This is a genomic window from Streptomyces sp. NPDC101191 (genome assembly GCF_044767915.1).
Lineage (GTDB): Bacteria > Actinomycetota > Actinomycetes > Streptomycetales > Streptomycetaceae > Streptomyces.
Genome location: NZ_JBIWOU010000002.1, coordinates 37236 through 61350, shown reverse-complemented (window position 1 = coordinate 61350; position 24115 = coordinate 37236). Strand labels below are relative to the sequence as shown.

Below are 24115 nucleotides of genomic sequence, written 5' to 3'. Positions count from 1 at the left end.
CCCCTGGTCGTCGGGGTATCCGCCGGGAACGTCAACGATGTCCAAGCACTCGCCCGCTCATCCTCGGGATCCCGGCCGTCCGCTCACGCCGCGGCCCCTGTCGGCGACACCCCAACAAGGTCCGGGCCGACAAGGCGTATCACTCGGCCGGCAACCTGGCGTGGCTACGCGAACGCAACATCACTCCACGGATCGCCCGGCCAGGCGTGGAATCTTCCGAACGACTCGGAAGACACCGGTGGAAGGTCGAGAGATCGATCTCCTGGCTCTTCGGAGACCGCCGCCTGACCGTCCGCTATGAACGCAAGGGCAGTCACTTCCTCGCCTTCCTCGGGCTCGCCACAGTCATGACCTGCTACAAGAAGCTCGCCAAGATCGCCACGTGAGACACCGTCTAGGTGTGCTGTCCGGGGACGTTGGTGACACGCGTGCTGGGTTCTTGAATGGGTGAGGCTTCCGGGTTCGGTGTGGATTGCGACATCTGAACAGATCCGAGGAAATGGCCTAAGCGCGAGAGCTTCCTCCGGATCGGTTATGCGGCGCCGCAGCGTCTGCGTGCTGATCAGTTCATCCTTCATGAGCCGCAGCGTGCCACACCCATCTGAGGTCCTCGATGGGCGGGCTTACCAGGGCTCGTTTTGACGCCAGGAAATCCTGCGCACGCAACCAGACCCATAAGAAGCGTCCTCTTAGGCTGTCACGTGCTCAATCCAGCCTGCGTACACCTGCTCGAGATTGATTGAGCTGCGCACAAGCTCCCCCCACATTCTCCCATCTGCAATCTCAGCAGCATCCAACATCTGCCGCTGGAATTCCGTCTCGGCCAGGTCTGGAACACCAGGACTGTTGGACTCGCTCTCCAGGAAGCCTGCGATGGAGTATGCAGCGAGCAGAACTTGGAAGGCATTCGTGGCACTGCTGTCCGGATTCCGCCAGGTGCGCAGCACGTAGTCCGCTAGAGAGGAAACATCCATGACCCAAGATCCCCAGCCTGGCAGCTCTTCTTGCGGATATTCGTCTGATCCGAGGAAGTCGCGCAGATTTCGATCTAGGTCTTCAGGATCGATGTCAGATGGGAGCTGCTGGGCGCAGGCGACTGAATGCTGCCGAATTTGCTCAACGAGTCGAGGGATAGCGGGATATTCCCTCTCGATTCGCGCGTCAGTCACCAAACCTGACATCCGAAGCAAGCAAAGTGTCGCCAACTGGCCACGGCCAATGGTCGTAAGTCTCTCCACTGCGGTAGTGGCGCGATCGTGCTCAAACACTGCTCTCTCCCTACCAGGCGAATTGGTGGGTGATGACGTACTGGCGGCCGCTGACGACCTCCCGGGCCGGACCAGGTCACGAGATGCGGTTCGCGGTCACCCCCACTTTCCCGCACCAGTACTACGGGGGAGACGGGAACACTGCCCAGTTGAGGGCGGAGTTCCTGCCGAAGCCCTTCCGGTTGTGGGTGGCGTGCGAGGCGGAGGGGCACAAGCCCTGGGAGTTGATGGCGGACATACCCCATGCCGACGGTGTCTCGCAGGACCCCGACGGGTCCTGGCCTCGTAACGCTGAACGGGACGTTTCTCCGGTGAACCGGCCCGGCCGCCTGGCCGAGACTTCTTGAGATTGCCGGACAAGGCGCAGGTCGGGCCGCTATCCATGCGTTCATGATCAAGAACATGGGCCGCGGCCTGGCCGCGCTCTCCCTCGCTCTCACCCCGCTCGCCGTGCCCCAGACCGCCTTGGCTGCGCCGCCGTCGCCGGCTGCCGCCGAGGTGCTGACCCTGTCGGGCAGATCCCGGTCGCGGATGAGTCCCGAGAGGGGTACGAGCGGACGCAGTTCAAGCAATGGAACGCTGGCCTCGACCTCGGAGACGGCTGCTACACCCGCAAGGAGGTGCTGCTCGCCGAGGAGGTCGAGTCCCCGGCCGTCGCGGCCGGCGGCAAGCTGTCCGGCGGCCGGTGGATCTCGTACACTACGACGGCCAGGAGGTCACCGACCCCGGCAAGCTCGACATCGACCACATGGTCCCGCTCGGCGAAGCCTGGGACTCCGGCGCCAGCGCCTGGGATGGGAAGCGGCGCGAGGCCTACGCCTACGACCAGGACGCCGCGACGTCGCTGGTGGCGGTCTCCGCTCGGTCGAACCGTCAGAAGGCCGACCAGGACCCGCGGGAGTGGATGCCGCCCGCCCCCCCCGAGGCGACGTGTCGGTATGTGTCGGAGTGGGTGGGGACGAAGCTGCGCTGGGGCCTGTCCGCCGACCAGGGCGAGGCCGACGCGCTGGCGCTGTACGCCGACGGCCCGTGCGACGACACCGTCGTCCACTACACCCTGGCCCCGTAGCGCGGGGGCTGATCGCAGCCAGTGTCGTGGAAGTCCACGCGTCCTGTCCCCCGTGCCCTCCGGTAGGGCGCCGGGATGCGGTTCACTGCTGCAGGTACTCGTAGTGGTTCAGCCGGGAGCGTGTGGCCTTCTCCGTCATGCCGAGCGCTTCGGCGACCCGGGGCAGTGGGATCTCGTCTCCGCGGGTGACGAGCTTAGCGGCGATGGGGGCGAGAAACGCGATGGTCGCCCCCAGCTCGTTGGCAGCCTTCAGCACGGTGAGCGGGTCGTCGTCGAGGATCTCGTCCAGCCGGCCGCGCAACGTCTTCAACAGGTGGGCCACGTCTTCCGGCAGGGGTACGGCGCTTGCGGCGACCTCGTCCATGTGGGCCTCCCAGTCCTGCTCTGACCCGAAGGTGCCCCCGCGAGCTGTCCGCCCGCACCAGCCACACCCTCACCGAACACCAGGTCGTCGGACTCCTTCACGGCACACAGACGGCTGACTGGCACACTGTCAGCACGCTCGTCACCGCACTGAGCGGCGAACCCGACACCATCCGGCCCCTCTGGCAGGCCACCCAGAACACCTGGCCCCCGAAGAACACAAGCGGCCAGACGACTTCGATCTCCGCCGGGAGCTTCGGATGACACAACCGCGCGCACCCCGCCCCGCCGGACCCAGGACGCCACCACCCGCCGCCCGACCCCGCACCCGCCCCACCGGGCGAAGGGCTACCGGCGCGCTACCGGTCGAGCTCCTCCTGCCACCGGCCCTCGACGCCTTCTACACCCTGCACCGCAGCGTGTACGACGCCTACGCACGCGCCCACCTCGACCCGCCCACCGCCGAGGCGACCGTGCGCACTACCTTCGGCATCCTCGCCGCCGACTGGTCTTACCTCCTCGGCGAACCCAACCCCACCGCCCTCGCATGGGACGAACTCGTCACCCGCACCGGCAGCCGGCGCCACCCCCTGCCCGGCATCCCCGCAAAGCACCCGCTCCGCTACGACGCGCTCGTACTCACCAACCTCGGGCACAGCCCTGACGCCATCGCCGAAGCCACCGGACGCCTCCCGAGCACGATCCGCTACTTCATCGCGCCCCACGCCTTGCGAGCCGAGAATCTTCTCGTCACCGCTCGCTGAGCGAAGCGACAGCTCTACCGGCGCCGGCCTCGCGCCCGTAGCGATTGACCCTGCCTGACGCTCGACGAGTCCGTAGTGCCGGTCGACGCCGACCGCGCTGGGTGAGTCCCGGCCGACGCCGAGGCGGCGGGTATGTCGGTCTTGCCTCGTCAGCAGCAAGAGCCTTTCGTCCCGTCGCTCGGGCTCTCGGATCGCTATAACCTGCCTCTCTGGACCCGTAATGGGAGGGGGACCATGAGACGGATCGCCGCGGCGGCATTGCTGGCCATGCTCCTGCTCGCGGGGTGCGACAGCACTCCGGTCGTAGATGAGCAGAGCTATCGCAAGGGATACGACGCGTTCGGCGGGGCCCGCCTGCCGCCGAGCGACGAAGACCGCGAGACCGTGGAAGGCCGGTGCGACGAGCTACTCCGAAGCCGCGACCTTGCTGACCCAGACTTTGATCTCGTCCGCCAGGACTGGATCACAGGCTGCGCCGACGCGGTGGAGGGCAAGGAGTCACGAATCTAGGAAGTGTGAGCGGCGCTCGAGGGGGCCGTCCGATGTCAGGTGACGGCGAGGACGGTGAGCGTAGAGGTGGCGTGGCCACGCATGATGACGGTGGTGACGGGCCGCGGGTGCGGGTGCGGATGATGCCGTCGTCCTCGCCGTACGGTTCTGAGTGGCGAGGGTGTCTTCTGCGAGCCGACGAGGCATGCGGTGAGGTCGCGGCGGGCGGCGTCGGGCAGCTACTGAGGTTGACTGGTGATATCGGCGCCGAGTTGATCACGTTGGCGTGCTGGCCAGGCCGCGCGAGTCGCACCAGTCCTCGTAGTCGAAGGACTCAGGGGTCCGAACCAGGGCTCGGGTGCGTGCCGCCCAGGTGCTGACCCAGGCTTCTCTCATCGACATGGCCTCGTCGGTCAGCGCGCGCAGGCTTACTTCAGACATCGTCCGGAAGCGCGTGCGCATGGCGTCGCCAGCTAGGAGGTACAGACAGCCGAGGAAGAATTGGCGGTGGGGGCACTGCCCGTCGGCGGCCAGGGCCACGAATAGCGAGCCGAATGCTGGGCGTGTTGCGAGGATGTCCCAGTCCTGGGAGACCGGGGGCTGCGCTCCGGGCGCGTAGGCCCAGGCGGTCATCTCCTCAGGCGTTGGATTGGCTACATCTTCGAAGGCGGGTTCTGGGCTCATGGCGCCTATACAAGCGCAGTAACCTGATCGCTACCAGTGGCGCGCTCTCCAGGGGGACGGCGGGGCGGCCGCTGCCCGTGGTTCTCCAGGTCGTCCATGCCGAAGCCGAGGCCCGTGTCGGCGAGGCAGCCGTCGACTTCGGACTCCGACCACGAGATGCCGGCGACCGCCCGCATGAAATCCCCCGACCACTCAGGGATCGGGGGGATTTCTGTGACGGCTGAGCGGGTTAACCGGCTGAGGGTTGGCTCTTCAGAGGCGCCGTCGACACTCTACGGACCCTCGTTGATAAGGGTTCCTGTCACGGCATTCACCGAGCCGGTTATGGGCTGCTTGCCTACCACCTCGACGCGCCAGGCCGGGATCCATTCCCCGTTGCTCTTCATGGCCAGCAGTGCCGCGGCGACGTCCTGCCGTGAGATCGTTGCCTGATTCAGCTTGTGTGCGGCCGCCAGGGCCGTGACCGCGCCTTCCTTCGAAACGCGAGGCGCAGAAATGTGAGGGTCCGGGGTGCTCGTCATGATGAGCTGAGACACGCGGCCGACGCGGTCGACCTGGATGTCGAGCCTCATAGGCATGAGAACGCCGTTCCGGTCGAACCTGCGCCAGCTGGTCATCCAGCCGAGTTCCGCGTTCTCGCCAACCTTGGTGGTTTTGGGTTGGGCGTTCTCGAGTCCCCAGGCGGCGTGACGCGCGGCGTATGTCTGGGCGACGGCCTGCGCCTGCTGGCCGTTCCCGGGAGTGACAGTGCCGCCCGGCAGGGGATATCCACTGGGTTCGCCAGTGCTGGACATGTCGAGGTAGGCGTGGAACGTGTCGCGGTCGGGCCAGCGGAGTTCGGCGGACCCGCCTCCGACAAGTTGGGCCATGACCGTGCCGGTGCCGTCGGGGCCCGACGCGAAGTCGATACGACTCACCTTGTAGTGGCCGTCGAAAGCGTCGTTCACGGCGGCCTGGATGGCTTCTTCCTGCGCGCTATTTGCCCGCCCGATGCCGAGCGTCTGGTCGACAGGCTGCGGCTCGATCGCCAGGCCCCAGACAACCCCCAGGGCGGCGACAGCGGTCACAGCGGCGTAGGTGCTTCGAGTCCGCCAGGCGTGCAGGAAGCACGCGCGGGGCTTCTCGAAGGTGGTGATGAGCCACCCGGCGAGCGCGCCGGCAGCTACACCCAGGGAGTTCATCTGCAGGTCGCTCGTGTCGCAGCCCCGCCCGAGGAAGGTAAGCGCCCCCTGGAGGGTTTCGATGGCGAAGGTCAGCAGGAATCCGAAGGCGATGGTGCCGACGATCTTTCGGGTTGCCAGAGCGCCGAGAAGCCCGATCGGGACAAAGAGCCCGGCGTTGAGGAGCCCCTCTTGTCGACCTCGTACGAAGGGAGGGTGCCGTGGGCCGCGATCTGGTGCCCGGCAGACGAACGGTCTCCCAGCCGATTGCCACAAGCCGCCTGACCGGTCAATCGCCCGGTTCCTCCTGCGCGGGGCCGATGGCGACGCGCAGGTGATTGATGCCCTGGCTGATGTCGATGAGGGCCGCCTGTGCTGCGTCGAGGAAGCGCCGGGTGGCCGCCGCATCCCCGTCTTCCGCGGCCAGTTGGGCGCTGAGTGCGTACACCGCGATCGTCACGGCGGCGAAGGCGGCATCCCGGCCGGGCGCCGGCTGGTCTTCGCCGGATCTCGAGACCTGGATCGCAGTGCGCTGGAGCCGGTTCACCAGCACGTCGGCCGCGAGGCTCGGGTCAGCTACCTGCGCCGACCAGCCGAGCAAGGTATCAAGGACATCCTCGTTCTCGTCCGCTTCGGCCAACCGTGTCCCGGCGGTGATCTCCCGCTCCGTGATGGCCAACAGGCTGCCCAGCAGGTGAAGCCGGCCCTCTTCCTGCGGCCCCGCGGGGCGCAGGAAGGGACCGGTCACCGGCTCAGCTCCCAGAGCCACTAAGGCCCGATACGCACACACTGCGTGCTCCCTACCAATGCTCACGTTCCCACCTTGACCGGAACGACGGCCAACGACGTGCTCACGCACCGGGCTATGAGTCGGTTGGGTTCAAACACAGGCTCTGAGCGCCAGGGGCGCCGTAGGGCGTACGTGCGCTGACGCCGCGCCGTTCCGTTGATGAGGCTCGTTGAATTTCCCCACCCGGTGCTCAGGGGTCCTCCAGACCTGCTCACATTTCTCCCCGCCCGCAGCGCGCTAACCCGCGGACGGGTGTCACCCGGGGAGTGCCATCCGATAGCCAGCCCAGCCAGAGCCGGAATGGCCGATGCTAGGGCTGCTCGGTTGCCGCCGGCAGGTTGTGCCATGCATGTCCGCAGGCGCCTTTGCAGTACGTCTCGCGGCGGCGATTGTCAGCAACGGCGAACACCGAAACGAGGACGCGGAACGCGTTGACGTGTTCGGCGGAGGGCAGGTCCGCGAACCCGTAGCGGGGCGGGTCCATGCAGATCATCACCGAGGGGTTAGCGGTGGGCTTCACACCGGATCGCGCCACCCCCACACGACCGTCCGCAGCTGTTATGTGCGTCTGCATCGCATAGCCAGCGACTTCCCGCAGAACCATCTGCTGGCGTGTCGGGGCGAGGCGGGAGAACCAGCTCACACCAGCGTCCAACGGGCGCAGCCCCTGGGCGATCTCGTTGACGACCAGCTCGGTCTCGCGCCGGAAGGTGCGGCTGTCGTCGCTGCTCGGTTCGGTCATCGCCTGATGATTTCATGACGCCGGTTCCGAGCGAAGGCCGATACGCGCACCCGAGACAGCGCAGGCATCGTTCACGAGGTCGGCCGCCACACGACTCCCGAGGAACCGGGACACAGCACGGGCGGCCCCGGCCATCGTTGCCGGCAGCAACCGGCTGGGGAACGAAGAGCAGCACTGGCCGATTTCACGGCTCTGACCGCAGTTTCGTGATGCCACCGGTCAGTGGCGGCGCTCTTCGACGACGTTGTCGTTCTCGTCAGAGAGTTCGACGCTGTGGTGCCAGCCGAGTCTGGCGAAGAGGGTGGACAGGTCGCCGATCCGATGAGGGGCGATCACGTCATTGATCAGCGTTACCCCGTCGTCGGTCTGATCGACTTCGATGCGGCACCAAGCGGTCTCGGCTTCGTAGGAGTACCAGGAGGCGGACCATGTCTTCCAGCCAAGTGAGCCCAAGCGGGATGCCACCAGGGCGGGGTCGACGCCACTTTCGAGGACGCCGCAGACGTTGTTGGCCATGTCGGCGAAGGCGGCATCGAGCGGCCGGTCGCTGTTGTCGCTGGTAGGTGTGCCCACCCGCGTAAGTTTCGGGCATTCCGCGTCATGGCTGAGTGAGGATGCGGGTCCGCAGGAGTTCGAACGAGGCCCGGCCGTACATCGCCCTCTTCAAGGTCTTGACCCTGTTGACGTGGCCTTCGACGACGCCGGAGCTCCATTCGAGGGTGAGGCCGGCTATGACGGCGTCGAGGTCCTTGCGGAGGAAGCCTGCGAAGCCGCTCATCGGTTTCGGGGCGTCCTGTTCGGCTTGGCGGATCCAGTCGTTCAGCAAGAAGCCGCGGCGGTTGCGGACCAGGTCGGAGAAGGTTCGCGCCAGGTCACAGCTCCGCGTGATGTCGGGGCAGGCGAGCCGGACTTCCAGCAGTCGTTCCTCCTGCTGGTCGGTGAGGGTCTCGCGAGGGCGCATGATCCAGGCGGTGATCTTCCGGGGCTGGGGATATCGGCTTGCACGGGTTCGGCGTTGCCGGCGCGGAGGGCGGCGAGGTGTTTGCGGACTACCTGGCGGCTGCCGCGGTAGCCGCGTTCTCGCATTTCGAGGAAGAGGCGTCTGCCGCTGACCTGGCCGAGCGACTCGGTGAACCGGGTGTTGAGATACGGCTTGAACGGCTCCAGTACGCCTGCCGGGCGTCGCTCGTAGGCGGAAGCGAGAAGTTGGTCGAGGTCGGTGTCGCGGAAGCGTCGTACTGTTTTGCGGTCGAGGTTCAGGCGGCGGGCGATGGCGCTGATAGTCCAGCCGGCGGCCACCAGGCGGTGGATGTCCGCGTGGCGGTGACGGGTCCGTTCGATGATCTGCGTCCGGGGCAGCTCATGGAGGGGCAGGTCCACCAGCGGTGGTGCCGCCGAGATGTTTCCGGTCTCCTCGTCGGCGCGTTTGCGCAGGCAGGCGCGGTGCTGGTGGCAGGTCTTCTCGACTGCTGCGGTCAGGTTCTGGAGCAGGTGCCAGCGGTCCGCGACTTCCAGGGCGTGTGGTGCGGCTTCTTTGACCGCTCGAGTGTAGGCCGAGGCCCGGTCGCGGCAGATGATCTCGGCGCCGGGATGGTCGCGAAGCCAGTTGGCGAAGGTCTCCGAGGTGCGGACGGGCAGGACGTCAACGACCTGCCCGGCTTCCACGTCGACGAGGAGCGTTCCGTAGGTGCGGCCTTTGCGGAATGCGAACTCGTCGACGCCGAGGACTCGCGGGGCCCGCTCCGGCACCGGTGGCGAATCCAGCAGCTCAAGGAGCCGGCTGCGGCCCGCAGAGAGAGACAACTGGCGGCACAGCCGTTCACCGGGACGGCCGCCGAGTTCGACCGCGACCGCGTGAAGCCACCTCTTCAGACCCGAGGCTGGAGCGTCGATAGCGTTCGCTCAGCCCTCTGACCTGCTCGACGAACGTCTTCCTGTGGCAGGAGGAGCGGTCACAGAAGAAGCGACGGACCTGCAACCTGACCTGCAACTTCCTCCCTGTCAGCGGGCGCTCAGCCAGACCGCGTTCATACGAGGAGTGCACACGGCGGGCACGGGCTTGCCGGGACACCGCGGTGCCGGGGCCGCATGCCACCGCCACCACAACCACAGTCTCCGCGGTGAAGTCCACCTGCTCCAACCGCACATCGATTTCCGGGAACAGCACATCTTCCAGCGAGCAGACCCCCACAATCCAGAGATCCCCTGACGAAACGTTCCCGCACGCGCCTTGCCGACCTGGGGATTCACGAAATAGCGGTCAGAGCCAAATTCACGAAGCCGCATCAACTGGAGAACCATCGTCTCTCCATGGCAGCCGACCGAAACGACGATCGCGTCACTCGCATCGATCGCGGCTGATCGATGCGGTCTGATGCAGCACGGTATCCCGCTTGCAGAAGGTGATCTCGACGGCCATCCTCGAAGGCGGCGATGCGCCGGCCCCGCCCCACGCTCCCGATCACGAGATTGGCCGTTGGGCAAGCATCGCCTACAACCACGGGGAGTAACGTGCCGCCTTTCGTCTACCGGATCACGAAGTACGACCCTGCCGACCGCGACGAGCACGGCAGCTACATCGGCGCTGAGGACACAACCAGCGACCACGGGCCGGTCGAGGCTGCATATCTGCAAGCGGTTGCCGGCTTCGCCGAGGACACCGGCATCGACCACCTGGCCATTCGCGAGCCGGGGATCTCCGGTCTTGCCCACTTCGGCCTGGAGCCGACGATCGACGGCCATGGCCTTTCCGGGCTGTTCCCACCAGACCTCAGCGGGTTCCACGACGGTGCGGAGGTGCCCCTCTCCGTCGGTCTGGAGCTGGTCCGTGTCATGCTCCGCGAAAAGGGTGCCTGGTGCCGTCTGGCAGTGGAGGATAAGTTCGACGTGCAGGTCGGCTGGGACCAGTACGTCTACGTCAGCAGCGACAAGCCTTGCGAGCGTGCCGTTGCCCGCACCCGGGCTCTCGGTCTCTTCCCGGAGCGGCTGGAGGCCTCGCCTTACGACGCGGACTCCGACGAGCCCGGCGTGCAGCGGCCCGCCGACGAGGACTTCTGGGCCCGTCTGCGCTGGTCCATCGCCATGCGGCGCGCAGCGATATTGGAGGAGGGGTATCTCCACAATGCCTCCCGCTGGCACCGCCTGACCGAAGACACACTCGATGCGGTACGCGCCCGACTCACCCCGCGTGCCCAGTTGACCGTCTGGCCTGACCTGTCCACCGATGTCGAGGCGGTCCTCGCCTCGCTTCCCGACGAAGGTCCGGTGGAGTTCGTATGGGAGGACGAGAACGGGTCTCTCTCCAGCACGATGGTCGACGAGTCCGACTACAAGGAGCTGGCCGCCCGCGTGGCTGGCGCCCGTGCTGCCACGGCCCTGTCTGTGTCCCTCGACGAACGCCACCCACTGTTCACAGCGGTCCTGCCCGACAGCGACGGCGTCTTGCGAGCCCGGTGGAGGACCGAGCCGACGCCGAGTGACCGGAACTGGGCCTTTCTGAAGACTCTCCACCGCGGGCAGATCTGCACCGGCGTGGTCACGGATATTGCCAACTTCGGTGTGACCTTTGTGGACATCGGCGGCTTCACCGCAATGATCAACATTCCCGAGCTGTCCTGGCGCCGTTTCGATCACCCCTCCGACGTCGTCAGTGTCGGCCAGGAGATCTCGGCCGAGATCCTCGACGTCGACCTCGTGAGGGAGCGCGTGCCGCTGTCCCTCAAGGCATTGAAAGAGGACCCGATGCCGCAGTTCATTCAGCAGGTCGGCCAGATCACGAGCGGCGTCGTGACGAAACTCGTCCCGTTCGGAGCCTTCGTCTGTGTTGAAGACAGAGAGGACGGCCTCGAAGGCCTGGTGCACCTTTCCGAGCTGGCAGAAGGAGGCGTGAACCGGCCCGAGGACGTAGTACAGGTCGGAGACACCCTCACCGTGAAGATTGTGGACGTCGACCTTCCACGGCGTCGGATCACCCTCTCCCGCCTCCAGGCTCTCGCCCCCGGAGAGGACTGACCCGCGGGGTCATCGCATCCTGGGACTGAGCGGCCAGGCCGGCTCGACGACTGCCTTCGGATCTGCAGTCCGTCGACCCCCGCTCCCCCCGGTACTGCCCGGCGCAGTCAGATCGTTGGGGGCACCTGCCGTTCGCGCCGGACGGCACCAGGGCCTGGTCTCCGCGTTCGAGGGCGGAGTCGGGCCGGGGATTCCCCGCTTCGCCCGGCCGCGGTCCTCACTGGTGCTGGCTGTCTGTGGAACTCAGTCTTGGCAATCCAGATCGGACTGCCGATCAGCACGGCGTCGGCGGTGACGGTGCCCACGCGTACGGGCCCGTGGTGGTACGCGTACTACCTGCGCCGTCAGCCCGAGCCGGGACATACGGTAGGCCCACTCACCCAAGCCTGTCCCGATGTCGATCACGGCCTTGCCCGTGCCAGCCGCCACCCCTGCCACAGAATCCTCGCTCGCGCACGTCTGGATTGTCGCGGCCGAGATCAAGGTAGAGGACCGCATCGCCCTGCCCTGCCGTTGCCGGTCCCGAAGCAGCACTGCGCGCAGCGGCCAGCCCTACTTCGAGAGTGCTCAGCTGCCGGCGCCTCAAGTCGGTGGGCACCGCTACTATCCGGAAATGCCTCACGGGACCAACGAACGGAGTCACGGAATGAGCGACGTCAACGAAGCAGCGCTCAAAAGGAAGTTGGGCATCCCGAACTGGCGGAACCTCTCCAAGGACAAGGTGCTCAGGTTCGCGGCAGCGATGCCTGAGATGGCCACTAAGGTGCGGCTCAAGCTCATCGAGCAGTTCCCCGCCTTCAAGGACCTGGGCAAGGCCGACATTGATGCGGTCACAGAGGCCCACAAGGCCACCCTCGCAGCCAATGAGAACAGTCAGAGGCACTTCTATCAGGCTGCGCAGGACCAGCGGGATGCCTTGCGGGCCGACCTCGATCGGGACGACCTCAGCTGGGAGCAGCGGGAAGCCCTCCACGACCGCCTCGACCAAAACGTGCGGCAGGTAAACGAGAAGGACAGCGAGAGCAAGCAGTTCCTGGGGGCGGGGATGAAGGTGGTGGCAGCGGCCGGCGTAGCCGCCCTCGGGCTGGGAGTGGTGTTTGTCGGCGGCAAAATTGGTGGAGCGAGCGAGGGCGATCCCGAGGAATCCCAGTAGGGCTGTCATGCAGCGGGGCGGCCTGCGAGACGGACTGAAATCGCGTCCACCCCGTCGCCTGGGCCTTCAAGATGTCCCTCATACCCCATCCTGCCGTATTCTCCCGGTCGTGCCCGAGCCTTTGGACAGAGGACTACGCAGTCCCCGGGGGCCTGCTGTCTCGCCCTCCGGGGCTGCTGTGCCGGAGCTGGAGACCGATGCGAAGCTTGCGTTCGCGTTCCGTACGGCTGCCGACATTCTGGTCGAACACTGGTACGACATCACTCTGGATGTTCGTTGGTGCTGGTCGTGTTGTGAAGCTATCGGCACGCTCTCGAACTGGGCTGAAAGTAGTGTTGCGCGCCTTGGTGGACAGCATCAGGTTCGAGGTTGCGCCGGGCGATAAGGCGCCCGAATCGTGGAGAAAGTCGGCAAGAATCTCGTTGTCGACCACCGTCACCAGCAGGCGTGCCAGCTTCACCGCGTCTGCAGAACTCGCCCAGCCGGCTCTGATCCCTCGGGCGCCTGGCCCGCACCGTTGCCCAGAGGGTCCCCGTCGAAGCGGCAGCCCGCACGAGTGGCAGGCGGCAGGACGGCGGGGCTTTCCCAGGGCGAGGGCGGGCCGTAACCGTGTCCCACCTGCATGCTGGGCGTGTCTGCTTCGACGCTCAGCCGCCGAAGCATGTGGCGGCTTCGGGGGTCCCTGCCTCTACGGGTTCGGCCCCTATCCTGCCGGCTGCCGCTCGGGGAGCAGGACCCAGCCCGGACGGGCCTCGTCCCGGCTTGGGTCCCACGATGCCCTCCGGTTCGGTAGGACTGGCGTGTCAGCCGCTTACGGCTCCCGGCGAACCCGTGCTCGGCCACGAGGCGCTCGTGGATCACGGCCCCCTTGAGCAGGATCTCCGCCCGCAGCATCGCGTCGATCAGCGGCGCGACCTCATCCACCATCCGCCGGGACGGCTGCCCGTGGGGAGCCCTTCGCGGCGGCGCGACCGGCGTCTCACCCGACAGGTACTTGGCGACCGTGCGCCGGTTCAGCCCGGTCTCCTTCGCGATCTCCCGCAGGCTCATCGCACCGGACTCATACAGACCGCGAAACCGCCTCAGCTCCAACCAGCGATGCGGATCCAAGACCACTCTCGCGGCCCTCCGAAGACCCCGAACAGGACGACAGAAGACTCGCGCGATGGCGACCACGCAGCATCAAGAACGGTGCACTTTCATCCGTACGCGGTGGTGCACGTTCACGTGCTCAGTGAAGTACGGATGAACGTGCTCAGCGAGATGACAGGCTGTTCGCTCGGCTCGGTGGGCGGATCACCAGAGGCCGAAGAACCGCGTCCACCACGTGGGCCGCGCCGCGAAGAGCCCCAGCGCGCTGGGGCCCTCGTATTCGCTCTCCAGCAGTTCTTCGGGGACGCTCACGTAGCCGAGCTCAGTCAGGGCCTGCTCCACTGTGGCGAGGTCGGCGGGATCCAGCGCGCCCTCCTCACGGGCTTCGTCCGTGCCGAGGAAGGCCCCCGGATTGTCGGCGCAGACCTCGGCGAGGGAGCCGAACTTGCTCACGCAGATCACGATCCGCGTTCCGCAGATCGTCGCGTCCGCGGGCACGTGGATGCGCCCGTACTCACTGGAGTCCTGGGTGTCCCGCTCGGACTCGCACGGGGCTCCGAAGTCCACCTCGAGCCGGCGGACCAGCCTGCTGAACGAGAGGCCGGTCGCGGCGCGGTCGTAGTGCTGCGGTTGTTCCAGCCGTTCGGGGTCGTCGAGTTCGCGCAGGAGGGCTAGTAGTTCCGTCTCGCTCATTGCCATCTGCCCATCCTGCCGCCCGGCAGGCGGCAGCGGAGGGGCAGGGGTGCGGCAAGCAGAGGGGAAGGCCGGAAAGCAGTCCGGCCTGTCGTGGATGCCTGAAGTGTCGGCGAGATCGGGGAGCCGTCGGGCGTGTCGAGCTGGCTAGGAGAGTGTTCCGCCTTGGATCGCTTTCACGGCCAGATGGATCACGAACGCGATCCCGCCGAGCCCGAGGAGGAAGAAGCAGGGCCCCAGGGTGATTTCGAAAAAGCGCGAGGACGGGTCCTGGAGTACGACCACGTCCGATGGGTCCCGCGGGTTGTAGCTGGCCTGGACGGATGGGGCGGTGCCCGGGTGGGAGAAGACGCGCGTGGTGCCGGTGCCGTCCGTGTACTGGTACGTCTCCGGGGCGTCCGCCTGCACCGCGTCAACGGTTACGCCGTGCCTGCGCAGGCGAGCCTCGTGGAACCACGGCACGACAGACACCGCGCCGAGCCACAAGGGCAGGGCAGCCAAGACACCGAACATCACGATGAACACCGCGCCGGCAACGCCGGTGCGCTCGTCGCCTACGACGGCAGTGGTCAGGGCCAAGGCGAGGACCCCGCCCAGATATCCGAGCATGACCCGACCAAGTCTGCGCCGGTACGTTTCGAGCCAGGTCTTGGTCATCGCGCGGAGGTCGACGAGGGCGCCGCCGTCGATGTCCTCGACTGGTTGAGGTAGCAATGCGTTCACGGCGTCGGCGAAGGTGACAGCCGCGGCCGCGCTCACATCCTCGATCCGGTGGACAGACGGTACCGTCCCGGCGAGCGCCCTCAGCTCGACCGTGACGCTCCGCGCCTCGGCATGGACACGGGCGATCGCCCTGGCGTGGATTATCAACTTCTCGCCGGGGCGTTCCAGGAGCAGCCCGTCCTGCTCCGAGCGCAGGACGGTGGCGTCGCGTCCCCGCAGTACAGGTATGGAGAATGTGTTCGGCACGATCAAGATCGTAAGGCGGCCGGTTGCCTGCGACAGGAGCAAGGGCCTTCTCCGGCGACACCGTGCTGCGCGCGAACCTATGCTCTCCTCCCGCATCTTCATCTGGCAGCACTTCACCCGCCTCACCCCCAGCGAGTTCCTCGAGAGCATCCCCTTGTTCCACCGACGCCGACCCCGGCGACATCACCGAAACCACCCGCCAGCTCATCGACGAAACCGCCGCCTGGAGCTACTTCTCTCTCACCCTGCTGGAATCTTCACCGCCCCCGGACTCGACCGGCGCAGTGAGAACGCCCTCGCACCGGGCCCCTACGGAGCCAACGAACGACTCCCCGAGGCCCGCCTCGAACTGAGCATCTCCCCCACAGCGCACGCACCCTCATCACCCACATACGCAAGGCCTGGTCCCTCAACGACAGCCCCAGCATCGACATCCGCCAAAACGCCCTGCGCCCACGCTCCTGCCACCGGCACAGATCACGGTCCGACGCATTTGGCCGACGGACCGCCTCAGAAGGCCCCGCTCCACGCTCCGGCCGCCTGCCGAACACGGACTAACGGGACCCGAGCCTGCCTGACACATGATCACCTGGCGTGCTCGCGGAGGCAGAGGATCAGGCGACAGGACAACGGGCCTCATCGCCTGCAAACGGCTGCAACACCAGACCACGTAGATCGCATCCCACGCAGACCTCGGGCACCCCCTGTGCTACGAACTGCAAGGGGACGCGAATGGTGCGGAGGTAGACTCACCGGAGCGGCGCCGCTGTCGTGACCCGCCGACGTCACCGCCTTCCCCCCCGGTAGCCCTTCCCGAGCCTGTAGACGCTGGTCAGGCCCAGGATGCTCATCCCAGGCGTGAACAGGCCTGAGACCAGGCCCGGCGGCGCGCTACGGGCCGACGTAGGGGTCGCAGGCCATACCGTCGCCGTCTCTGTCGAGAGCGGCCCTGTAGCCCGGTTGCCCGCGGAGCAGCGGGGCCGCGTGGGCGGCGCGCACAGCGTCGCAGTTCTCGTAGTAGACCTCAGTTGACGAGGCTGGTGGAGACGGCTCCGGCTCGGTGGTCTCGGGCTCCGGTTCGGAGCTGCTCTCCGATGGCTCAGGCAGCGGCGGGATCGGCGCCTTCGGGATCGACGAGGGAGGCGCGGGGGAGAACGACGCTGTGCTCTCAGATGCTGGTGCCGACGGAACAGGCTCTGCCGGCCCCCTGTCAGGGCCCCCTTGCACTGCAGACAGAATGGCTCCGACTGCGAGGATGGCGACCACCGCGAGGCTGACGACCAGGCCAGCCTTCCCCCATCGGGAGCGTCGCGACCACCAGCCGGGACCGTCGCGTGTCGTCATCTGGCACCGCCTCTCCTGCTCAGGCTCAGCACCAGTGGATCACCGGTCCGGGCACCCCGCATCATGGAGCGCATGGAGTATCTGCAGCCGTCCGCTCCCGCGTCACCTGTTCTCCGCGTCCTGACGGTCTGCCGTCCTGCCTGTGACAATCTGCCGGGTGCTGGTCCTGAGCGGGTCGTGGATCGCTGTATAGCGCTCCGGGCTCGCGGGCTGGGCTCTGTCCGGGTCGAGCGCGGTGCTCCCTGGTGCACACGTGCATGAGCACCCTCGCCGTGTGCCCCTCCGTCACCGACCATCCACTGAAGGGCCGGACATGACTATCGACGCCGCTCTGACCATTGCTCTCGCGGGCGCGTTCACCCGGCCGGTCCCGAAGTCTGCCGGTGCGCAGGTGCGCTACCTCGTCAAGCAGCACAAGGGCAGCACCAAGGCAGTCGCGGTCCTCCTCGGTGTCTCCCAGCGGACCGTCGAGCGGTATGTGAAGGACCAGATCAAGCGTCCGCGGACCGAGTTGGCCGAGAGGATGGCTGCCGAGGTCCGCCGACGGTGGCAGCCCCAGATCCGCGCCAAGGCCCGCAAGACGGCGGCCACGACGGCCGGCCTCATGGTCGACGTCCGCGCCCGGTTCGGATTCACCGCCGCGCCGGGCACGACCGATGACGCCCGCATGCGCCACCTCACCCTCGCTCTCCCGCCCCACCACGCCGCCCGCCTCCTCGACGCCCGGGCCGCCGGCGCCAGCGACCGCGAGCTGCAGCAGGCCACCGCCGACGCCCTCGGCGAGGTCTACTTCCGCGACGGCGGCCACCGCGCCCACGACCTCCTCGTCGAGCTCACCGACATCGAGCAGATCGCCTTCGAGCTGTAGCCGTGCTCTCACGGGCTCCGGGCCAGGCACACGAAGACGGAGTGGCTCAAATTGGAGCCACTCCGTTCGATTTCCTGAAGGCTTCAACCTTGACGCGGCGCAGGCCCAGGGCAGACTGCCCGGATGCTCCGCCGGTTTCAGAGCCGACCCGTGCCGTTCCCGCCCTCGCCTAACTGATCATTTCAGAATGAGTTTGGCTCGAGGTCTTGGCAGTTGGGCTGGTGGGCGGCAGAGTTCTGCAGGTGCCGGATGATCTTGTGCCTGATGGCATGTGGGATCGTGTCGTCCCGCTGCTCCCACCCCGTCCGCCGCGGCCTCGGCGGTATCCGGGCCGGCTGCCGGCGGACGACCGTGCGGCTCTGTGCGGGATCGTTTACGTCCTGTGCACGGGCGTGGCCTGGGCAGACGTGCCGACCGAAACGATCGGCTGCAGCGGGGTGACGTGCTGGCGGCGGCTGCGGGACTGGACCGAGGCCGGCGTCTGGCCCCGCCTGCACGCCATCCTCCTCGCAGAACTCCGTAGGGCAGGTCTGCTGGACATAGACGACGCCGCGATCGGCGGCTCGCACGTCAGAGCCGTCAAAGGGGGGCTCACACCGGACCTTCGCCGGTCGACCGCGGCCGCCCAGGCAGCAAGCACGATCTGACCACCGACCGCCACGGAACACCCCTCGCCGTCTCGCTGACCAGAGGAAACCGGCCCCTCCTCAGTCAGAGGCAGGGGCCTGGCGCGTCCTGCGGACGACCTCACCAGATGTTCGAGCGGCGGCGTAGGCACCCGACCCCGCCGACACTCGAGCATCGCATGATGGCCTCAACCTGCTGATGAACCAGCGCATTTGACCGAAAAGCCATCTTGGAGAGAAACCAAGAACGACTACCTTGGTGACATGATCAAGAAGAGTCTTCCCCGCCTCATTCCCACGGGCAAATGCTTCTGCGGCTGTGGGACAGACATCGCCATCGGTAGCTTCTTCGCGCGTGGCCACGACAAGGTCGCGGAAGCCGCGCTCATAGCCGTCGAGTACGGCGGCTCCGTAGCGCAGATGCTGCATGCCAAGGGCTTCGGCCCCAGCCACTCCGTGACCCACAAGGCCGTCGAAGACGCTGGCTGGGAGCGCTGCGACCGCTGCGGATACATCGGCGCGCCGAGCAGCATGCGCAACCACAAGAAGAAGCCCCACGCAGACGGCCAGTGAGGCGCCGGGAGTCGGCCTCGACAAGACATCGTCTCCCGACCAATCACCAGGAGACCACATGCACCACTTGCCCTTCGACCAACCAGGCCGCTTCTGGCGAGGGAACCTACACACGCATTCTGACCAGTCCGACGGCGCGTTATCCCCCGAGGACACGGCCCAGTACTACCGGGATGCCGGGTATGACTTCCTGGCCATCACCGACCACTTCCGGCCCGAGTACGGCTTCCCCCTGACGGATACCGCCCCGCTGCGCACCGACGGATTCACCACGCTGCTCGGCGCCGAGCTGCACGCTCCCCGCACAGAGGCCGGCCCGGCCTGGCACATCGTCGCGGTCGGGCTCCCGCTCGACTTCGCACCGCCCGCGCCGGAAGAGACCGGGCCCGAGCTGGCGCGCAGAGCCCGAGCCGCGGGCGCCTACGTGGGCATGGCCCACCCATCTGCCTCTCTCCTGAGCATCGCGGACGCCGAAAGCCTTGATGCCGCGCACGCCGTCGAGGTCTACAACGCCCTCGCCGCCCGCGAGGACCGCGGGGACAGCTGGCACCTGACCGACGTCCTCCTCAACCGCGGACACCGGCTGCACGCCTACGCGGCCGATGACGCCCACCTCCAGCCCCAAGACCCGCCAGGCTGCGCCGCCTGGATCCAGGTCCGCGCTGAATCCCTCGACCCCGACCAGCTCCTGGCCGCACTCAAGGCCGGACACTACTACTCGTCCACCGGCCCCGAGCTGCTCGACATCAGCCTGTCCGGCGAGCACATCACCGTCCGCTGCACCCCTGCCCGCAAGATCCTCATCACCGGCGGCGCTCCCGGAGCCCAGGTGGTACACGGCAAGGACCTCACGGAATGCACCCTGCCGCTGGCGATGTTCCGCGGTCGATTCTGCCGGGTCACCGTCGAGGACGAGATGGGCGGACGGGCCTGGAGCAACCCCATCCATCTCTCGCCCACCGCCGCTGTCCAGACGCGTTGACTCCCGCTCCCTCCCGCATCTACCCGACGAAGGGAACCCCCGTCATGCTTTGGCCTGCCCTGCGCGCGCTCGCCTACGGGCGCATGAAGAACGACCAAGTGACCTGGCTGCTCGGTGCCCTCAGTCTCACCAAGAACGTCCGGATCCCGGCGTTCCTGGAGGCCTTCAAGGACAAGCAGGGCGGTCTGGCCCGCGCCGACGCCCGCCGGATCCCGGCGGTGGCACCGACACCAGCGCTGGCTGCCAAGCTGCCGCTGTGGCGCCTGACGGCCATGATGAAAAGGGCCGGCAGCAGCACTGGCGGGCACAGACCGCTGGACAGCCCCCCACCCCCGCCGGCACCCCGCCCGGGCCCCGCCAGTGGCGCACCGGCCCGCATCACCCCGACCCGGCCCGGACCCCTGATCCCGACGACATAGCCCCGCTGTACCGCCAGCTGCGCAAGGCGTTCGAGGACGGCAAGCACGAACCCGGGGCCGCCGACTTCTACTACGGCGAGTGCGAGATGCGCCGCCACGACCGCACCGGCACCCCGAAAGCCGAACGCCGCCTGCTGTGGGCCTACTGGCTGCTCTCCGGCTACGGCCTGCGCGCGGGCCGTGCCCTGGCCTGGCTCGCCGCCGCCATGGGCACCACGATCCTGTTCCTGATGGCCTTCGGCCTGCCCGCCGCCTCACCGAAGCAGGAGGCCACCGGGACCATCCCGCCCGGCGGAGGCACCGTCACGTTCACCATCGACAAGCAGGACCCGAAGAACCCCACGAAGGACAGGTTCACCAGCAAGCGATTCGGTAAGGCCCTGAACGTCACCCTGAACTCGGTCGTGTTCCGCGCCAGCGGCCAGGACCTCACCACCGCCGGCACCTACATCGAGATGACCTCCCGCATCCTCGAACCCGCCCTCCTTGCTCTCGCCGTCCTCGCCATCCGCGGACGCATCAAGAGGTAACCGCTCGCCGGCGCCGTTCACGTGTCCCATGTCGCACGAGCAAGACGAAGGGCCGGAACGTTGTCGCTCCGGCCCTTCATCGTCGAGTGGTCGTTCTGCCGGTCTGCCGGTGGCCCGCTGCCGAAGGGGAACGACGACCTGCTGCCCGGTGGCCTTCTCGCCGAGGCGGAAGAACTTCACCTGCCCCTCACTGTGGGTGTACTCCAGCCAGCCATCCCTCTCCAGCTCCCTACGGGCGCGGGAGAAATGCGGGGCGGCGACACCGGTCAGCTCAGCCAGCTGGACCGCGGTCTTCTCCACGGGCTGCTCCAGACCGCCGTGAATCGCGTGCCATCAGCATGTTCTGCTTCAGGTGAGGCAGATCGCTTATCCGCTGCTGTAGCGCGGCGAGCTCGGCGTACGGGCTTCGAGACATCGGACTTGTCCTTCGCGGCGGCGGGTCGCCCCGACATGGTCGGTAGGTGGTAGGCGGCGGCTTCCTCGGCAGGCCAGCTCCGGCTGAGGTGACCTGCTGCCGTCGCCTTATGGGGTGCGGTCTGCTGTGGTCGCCGTTCGGTGGCTGAGCCACACTGCCGCCTTCGGCGGCCCGCGCTGACCCGGAAGTGCGGCCGGGCCAGCGCGGGCCGCCGGGGAAGGTGTCCACCCGGGGCCCCGCCCTATCTCCCGATCTGTCAACTCGACTGCGAGCAGCGCTCCGTAGGTGCTAGTCGTTGCTCTACACATCACGAGAGCTAGGGCACGGCATGATCATTCTGGACACGAACGTCATACGCGGGATGCGCCTCGACGGCAGCGACGTCGAAATCCTCCGGGCCATTGTGGCGACGGGGACGGACCGCGTCGCCGTCCCCCATATGGCGATGGAGGAGCTCGCTGCCCAGAGGGCTTTGGAGTACATCGAGGCGCACCAGAAGGCCGCGAGTGCCCTGCGGCAGCTCAGGAACAGGAGCCACCGGACGGAGCCGAAGCTCGAGGAGCCGGACGCCGAGGGCGTGCGGAAGATGTGGCGCGAGAAGTACAACTTCCTGCAGGTGCTCCCGCCGAACGGCGACGCCGCCCTCGAGGGCCTCTACCGGGAAGCGAACAGCCTGCCGCCTGCCGGTACGAAGGGCGACGGCGACAAGAAGGTGAAGGTCGGCGCCCGGGACGTCGTCATCTGGCTGACGGCTGTGGAGTACGCGCGGGAAAACCCGGACGAGACGGTCTACTTCGTCAGCAGCAACCACAAGGACTTCACTAAGGGCGGCGGCGCCTACCCGCCGCCGATGGACAGCGACGTCGCTCAGCTCGGCGACCGCTTCGTCCACCTGACCAACCTGGCCGAGCTGCTCGAGTCGATCGCCCCGAAGCTCCAGGTCGACGCCGCGGACGTGCGCGGCGTCCTCGAGCTCCACACGGAGTACGTAAAGTACCGGGCCCGCAAGTCCTGGCGCAGCATCACGCCCTTCGACGTGCGGACCCGCCAGGGCGAGGCCGTTTCAGCGCAGACGTGGGCGTTCCCCGACGACGTCCGCGTGCGGCTCGTCGACATCCGGGACATCGAGGCCTACCAGCTCGGACCGAACAGCTGGGTCGTGGCCACCGCGCGCTGGGAGTTCGTCGGCCTGGCCATCAGCAAGACGCTGGTGCAGGCAGCGTGCACCTGGGAGACGCGCATCCTTTTTCCCACGCGGTCCGGGGACGAGCACACGCCGCGGATCATCAAGGCACACCGGGCGGTGCCCGTCGAGGACGCGTCGGCCGTCGACTGGCCGCCCTTGATGAAGAGCGGGGAGTACATGCAGCGCGTCATGGAGCTCGCCAAGGAGGAGGGCCGCAATGCGACGTGGGTCGAGGTCCTGATGGGCCTGCTGGTCTCGCTCCCGCTGCTGCAGCAGGACTCCGGCGTCGACCTGTCGAACTACTCGGTCTACGACTCGCTGCGGCAGGTCAAGCACTACCCGCTCACTGCCAGCCTGGCCGACAAGGAGCAGCCGGGGGACGAGACGCTCGACGACGAGTGAGGCGGCGCCCGGCCGGTGCCCGTCACCAGCCGGGCATGCGTTACCGACGAGCCGTTCCGGCACACCCCCCGCCGATGGTGCGCCCCTACCGGTTGGCGGCGGCCTGGCTGCCGGTGCCCTTGCCGGGCTGAGGACGGTCGACGACGCTAGGTGCTCGGACAAGAGGCCCACCCCGCCCGCTGGCGGCCCGCCCCAAGCTCTCCCGCGCCGCCGCGGGCAAGCCCGCCCGCACGGACGGTGCCACCTACCCTGCCGCCTCCACCCGCGCCACCGCCGCTGCCACCGTTACCGCCGGCCCCGACACCAGTAGCCGCGGCGGAGCGGACTGAGGACGCCGCTTCCTCCTTGCCGATGGGCCGGTACACCTCGATGTGCCAGCCCATCGGCATCGCCAAGGCGCCCGGAAGACCGGGGCGTCGACTTAGCCGACGGAGGGCGACGGGATCTTGACCGTGGGAGAGGAATCCCGCACGTCCACCAGGGTGCTGCCCGAGAGCTTGAGGACCAGAGCCGCCTGGAGCTCGGCCTTGAGCTCAGGATCCTCCACCTCGCCTGCGAGACGGATCGCGGTCTCCGTCTCCCTCTCGCGCTTCATGTCCTGTCGGAGGTCGTTGGTCTGCCGCTGCATGTGCACCATGGCGGAATCGGCGCGACGGTGTGCCAGCTGTCCGATGATCGTGGAGACGAGGCCGGCCATGCTGGCCACGATCGACACATACAGGTCGCCTGTCGTCTCAGCCTTCCAGATGGCGAGCGCCACCCCGATAAGGAGAACGCAGACGCCAATGCCTGAACAGGTGAGACTGAGGGCGGTGCTCCGACGGGCCTGGGTCAGTCCCCAGGCGTAGTACTCGATGAGCAGTTCGGCGAACCGGTCATCGTCCACGCGTTGCTCGCCGGCCCGGAGGGAATCGCCTTGAGGGTCCGTGTCGGGGACGTTGCTGATGTTCAGGTCGCCGGCCACATGGAAGGTGCGAGCCTCCTCCTCCCCCAAGATGACGGATCGGAGACGGTCACTCTCTTCGTCACGTTCCGTCCCGAGCCTCTTATTGACCCATCGGTAGTAGACGGTGCTGGCCAGGCCCGTCGCTGCGAAAGCCGCAGCAGCTGTGGCTACCTGAAGTAGGTCCGTGCCGTTCATGAGTCCCCCTGATGCAGGGCACCGAGGGTACCGCTCCGATGGGGCGTGGTGGCCGGTCTAGCACCTGACGCAAGTTCAGTGCGTCCCGGACGGCTGGAAACTGCTGGCACTGCCCGGCGTCCTGCTGTCCGCTGGTCTTCACGCCGTACTCGCCTCTGTTGCACTCTACGCCTCGAACCAGCGCCTGCTGAGTGCGGTGGGCGCGTTGCCGAGCCCAGGCCGTTGCACCGCAACGCAAGGCAACGTTCGGCGGCGCCGGTCTCCTGACCAGTTACAACGGCTGCACGGTCAGATGCAGGGGCGTTGCAGTCGAACGCTCTGACGCTTCTGTTCTCCGATCACGGTCTGCAACACCGTGCGGGTCCCTCATTCTGGATTCCCC

Annotated in this window: 24 protein-coding genes and 4 pseudogenes; 13 read left to right on the top strand and 15 right to left on the bottom strand. The window is 67.3% G+C overall.

Going from position 1 to position 24115, the window contains the following annotated elements; translation table 11 throughout:
- The first annotated feature begins 17 nt into the window (after positions 1-17).
- The gene (locus tag ACIRQF_RS07285; protein ID WP_404091713.1) at positions 18-386 is read left to right on the top strand and encodes a transposase; all 369 of its coding nucleotides are present in this window, start codon (positions 18-20) and stop codon (positions 384-386) included.
- 303 nt (positions 387-689) lie between these two features.
- Here the strand turns inward: ACIRQF_RS07285 and ACIRQF_RS07280 are convergent, their stop codons facing one another.
- Positions 690-1268, bottom strand: coding sequence for a hypothetical protein (locus ACIRQF_RS07280; RefSeq protein ID WP_404089684.1), 579 nt, complete (start codon positions 1266-1268; stop codon positions 690-692).
- A 390-nt stretch (positions 1269-1658) separates the two neighbouring features.
- Between ACIRQF_RS07280 and ACIRQF_RS07275 the strand changes: the two are divergent.
- Positions 1659-2337: pseudogene (locus ACIRQF_RS07275) on the top strand (HNH endonuclease family protein).
- 82 nt (positions 2338-2419) lie between these two features.
- Here the strand turns inward: ACIRQF_RS07275 and ACIRQF_RS07270 are convergent.
- Positions 2420-2701, bottom strand: a complete 282-nt coding sequence (locus tag ACIRQF_RS07270; RefSeq protein WP_404089682.1) for a hypothetical protein — start codon at positions 2699-2701, stop codon at positions 2420-2422.
- Positions 2702-2960: 259 nt separating this feature from the next.
- On the opposite strand from ACIRQF_RS07270, the gene ACIRQF_RS07265 reads away from it, so the two are divergent.
- Both ACIRQF_RS07265 and ACIRQF_RS07260 read left to right on the top strand, forming a co-directional pair.
- Complete coding sequence (locus ACIRQF_RS07265; RefSeq protein ID WP_404089680.1) at positions 2961-3464, top strand: hypothetical protein; 504 nt, start codon at positions 2961-2963, stop codon at positions 3462-3464.
- A gap of 234 nt (positions 3465-3698) precedes the next feature.
- Positions 3699-3974 carry a hypothetical protein gene (locus ACIRQF_RS07260; RefSeq protein ID WP_404089678.1) on the top strand — a complete coding sequence of 92 codons (276 nt, stop codon included), beginning with the start codon at positions 3699-3701 and terminating at the stop codon, positions 3972-3974.
- 255 nt (positions 3975-4229) lie between these two features.
- Here the strand turns inward: ACIRQF_RS07260 and ACIRQF_RS07255 are convergent, their stop codons facing one another.
- The 7 genes and pseudogenes from ACIRQF_RS07255 to ACIRQF_RS07225 form a co-directional block, all read right to left on the bottom strand.
- Positions 4230-4637, bottom strand: coding sequence for a hypothetical protein (locus ACIRQF_RS07255; RefSeq protein ID WP_404089676.1), 408 nt, complete (start codon positions 4635-4637; stop codon positions 4230-4232).
- A 272-nt stretch (positions 4638-4909) separates the two neighbouring features.
- A complete protein-coding gene (locus ACIRQF_RS07250) occupies positions 4910-6205 on the bottom strand; it encodes a VanZ family protein (RefSeq protein WP_404089674.1) in 1296 nt (431 codons plus the stop codon).
- Positions 6087-6545 carry a hypothetical protein gene (locus tag ACIRQF_RS07245; protein ID WP_404089672.1) on the bottom strand — a complete coding sequence of 153 codons (459 nt, stop codon included), beginning with the start codon at positions 6543-6545 and terminating at the stop codon, positions 6087-6089. The genes ACIRQF_RS07250 and ACIRQF_RS07245 overlap by 119 nt, the downstream gene beginning before the upstream one ends.
- A gap of 352 nt (positions 6546-6897) precedes the next feature.
- Positions 6898-7329: a DUF5958 family protein gene (locus ACIRQF_RS07240; RefSeq protein ID WP_404089670.1), complete on the bottom strand. Its 432-nt coding sequence runs from the start codon at positions 7327-7329 to the stop codon at positions 6898-6900.
- Between the two features lie 219 nt (positions 7330-7548).
- Positions 7549-7902, bottom strand: coding sequence for a hypothetical protein (locus ACIRQF_RS07235; protein ID WP_404089668.1), 354 nt, complete (start codon positions 7900-7902; stop codon positions 7549-7551).
- A 25-nt stretch (positions 7903-7927) separates the two neighbouring features.
- Entirely contained in the window at positions 7928-8290 is a 363-nt protein-coding gene (locus tag ACIRQF_RS07230) for a transposase (RefSeq protein ID WP_404089666.1), read from the bottom strand.
- 515 nt (positions 8291-8805) lie between these two features.
- Positions 8806-8994 (bottom strand): annotated as a pseudogene (locus ACIRQF_RS07225) (transposase); the annotation flags it as partial.
- Between the two features lie 846 nt (positions 8995-9840).
- Between ACIRQF_RS07225 and ACIRQF_RS07220 the strand changes: the two are divergent.
- Entirely contained in the window at positions 9841-11340 is a 1500-nt protein-coding gene (locus tag ACIRQF_RS07220) for a S1 RNA-binding domain-containing protein (protein WP_404089664.1), read from the top strand.
- 646 nt (positions 11341-11986) lie between these two features.
- Positions 11987-12493 carry a hypothetical protein gene (locus tag ACIRQF_RS07215; protein WP_404089662.1) on the top strand — a complete coding sequence of 169 codons (507 nt, stop codon included), beginning with the start codon at positions 11987-11989 and terminating at the stop codon, positions 12491-12493.
- A gap of 133 nt (positions 12494-12626) precedes the next feature.
- Here ACIRQF_RS07215 and ACIRQF_RS07210 read toward each other — a convergent pair whose 3' ends face one another.
- The 5 genes and pseudogenes from ACIRQF_RS07210 to ACIRQF_RS07190 all read right to left on the bottom strand — a co-directional run bounded on the left by ACIRQF_RS07210 (position 12627) and on the right by ACIRQF_RS07190 (position 16591).
- Positions 12627-12953: a hypothetical protein gene (locus ACIRQF_RS07210; RefSeq protein ID WP_404089660.1), complete on the bottom strand. Its 327-nt coding sequence runs from the start codon at positions 12951-12953 to the stop codon at positions 12627-12629.
- A gap of 344 nt (positions 12954-13297) precedes the next feature.
- Positions 13298-13609 (bottom strand): annotated as a pseudogene (locus tag ACIRQF_RS07205) (IS21 family transposase); the annotation flags it as partial.
- 180 nt (positions 13610-13789) lie between these two features.
- Positions 13790-14284, bottom strand: coding sequence for a hypothetical protein (locus ACIRQF_RS07200; protein WP_404089658.1), 495 nt, complete (start codon positions 14282-14284; stop codon positions 13790-13792).
- Positions 14285-14425: 141 nt separating this feature from the next.
- Positions 14426-15247, bottom strand: a complete 822-nt coding sequence (locus tag ACIRQF_RS07195) for a hypothetical protein (RefSeq protein WP_404089656.1) — start codon at positions 15245-15247, stop codon at positions 14426-14428.
- 891 nt (positions 15248-16138) lie between these two features.
- On the bottom strand, positions 16139-16591 hold the full coding sequence (locus ACIRQF_RS07190) for an excalibur calcium-binding domain-containing protein (protein ID WP_404089654.1): 453 nt from the start codon (positions 16589-16591) through the stop codon (positions 16139-16141).
- A gap of 313 nt (positions 16592-16904) precedes the next feature.
- Here ACIRQF_RS07190 and tpg point away from each other — a divergent pair, with 313 nt between their 5' ends.
- The 7 genes and pseudogenes from tpg to ACIRQF_RS07155 all read left to right on the top strand — a co-directional run bounded on the left by tpg (position 16905) and on the right by ACIRQF_RS07155 (position 22592).
- Entirely contained in the window at positions 16905-17459 is a 555-nt protein-coding gene (gene tpg / locus ACIRQF_RS07185; RefSeq protein WP_404089651.1) for a telomere-protecting terminal protein Tpg, read from the top strand.
- A gap of 242 nt (positions 17460-17701) precedes the next feature.
- Positions 17702-18174 (top strand): annotated as a pseudogene (locus tag ACIRQF_RS07180) (IS5 family transposase); the annotation flags it as partial.
- A 175-nt stretch (positions 18175-18349) separates the two neighbouring features.
- Positions 18350-18658, top strand: coding sequence for a hypothetical protein (locus ACIRQF_RS07175; protein ID WP_382484550.1), 309 nt, complete (start codon positions 18350-18352; stop codon positions 18656-18658).
- A 58-nt stretch (positions 18659-18716) separates the two neighbouring features.
- Positions 18717-19640, top strand: coding sequence for a CehA/McbA family metallohydrolase (locus tag ACIRQF_RS07170; RefSeq protein WP_404089649.1), 924 nt, complete (start codon positions 18717-18719; stop codon positions 19638-19640).
- A gap of 44 nt (positions 19641-19684) precedes the next feature.
- Positions 19685-20059 carry a hypothetical protein gene (locus tag ACIRQF_RS07165; RefSeq protein WP_404089647.1) on the top strand — a complete coding sequence of 125 codons (375 nt, stop codon included), beginning with the start codon at positions 19685-19687 and terminating at the stop codon, positions 20057-20059.
- 86 nt (positions 20060-20145) lie between these two features.
- Entirely contained in the window at positions 20146-20589 is a 444-nt protein-coding gene (locus tag ACIRQF_RS07160) for a hypothetical protein (protein WP_404089645.1), read from the top strand.
- 743 nt (positions 20590-21332) lie between these two features.
- On the top strand, positions 21333-22592 hold the full coding sequence (locus ACIRQF_RS07155; protein ID WP_404089643.1) for a PIN domain-containing protein: 1260 nt from the start codon (positions 21333-21335) through the stop codon (positions 22590-22592).
- Between the two features lie 421 nt (positions 22593-23013).
- Here ACIRQF_RS07155 and ACIRQF_RS07150 read toward each other — a convergent pair whose 3' ends face one another.
- Positions 23014-23733, bottom strand: a complete 720-nt coding sequence (locus tag ACIRQF_RS07150) for a hypothetical protein (RefSeq protein WP_404089641.1) — start codon at positions 23731-23733, stop codon at positions 23014-23016.
- Positions 23734-24115: the final 382 nt, after the last annotated feature.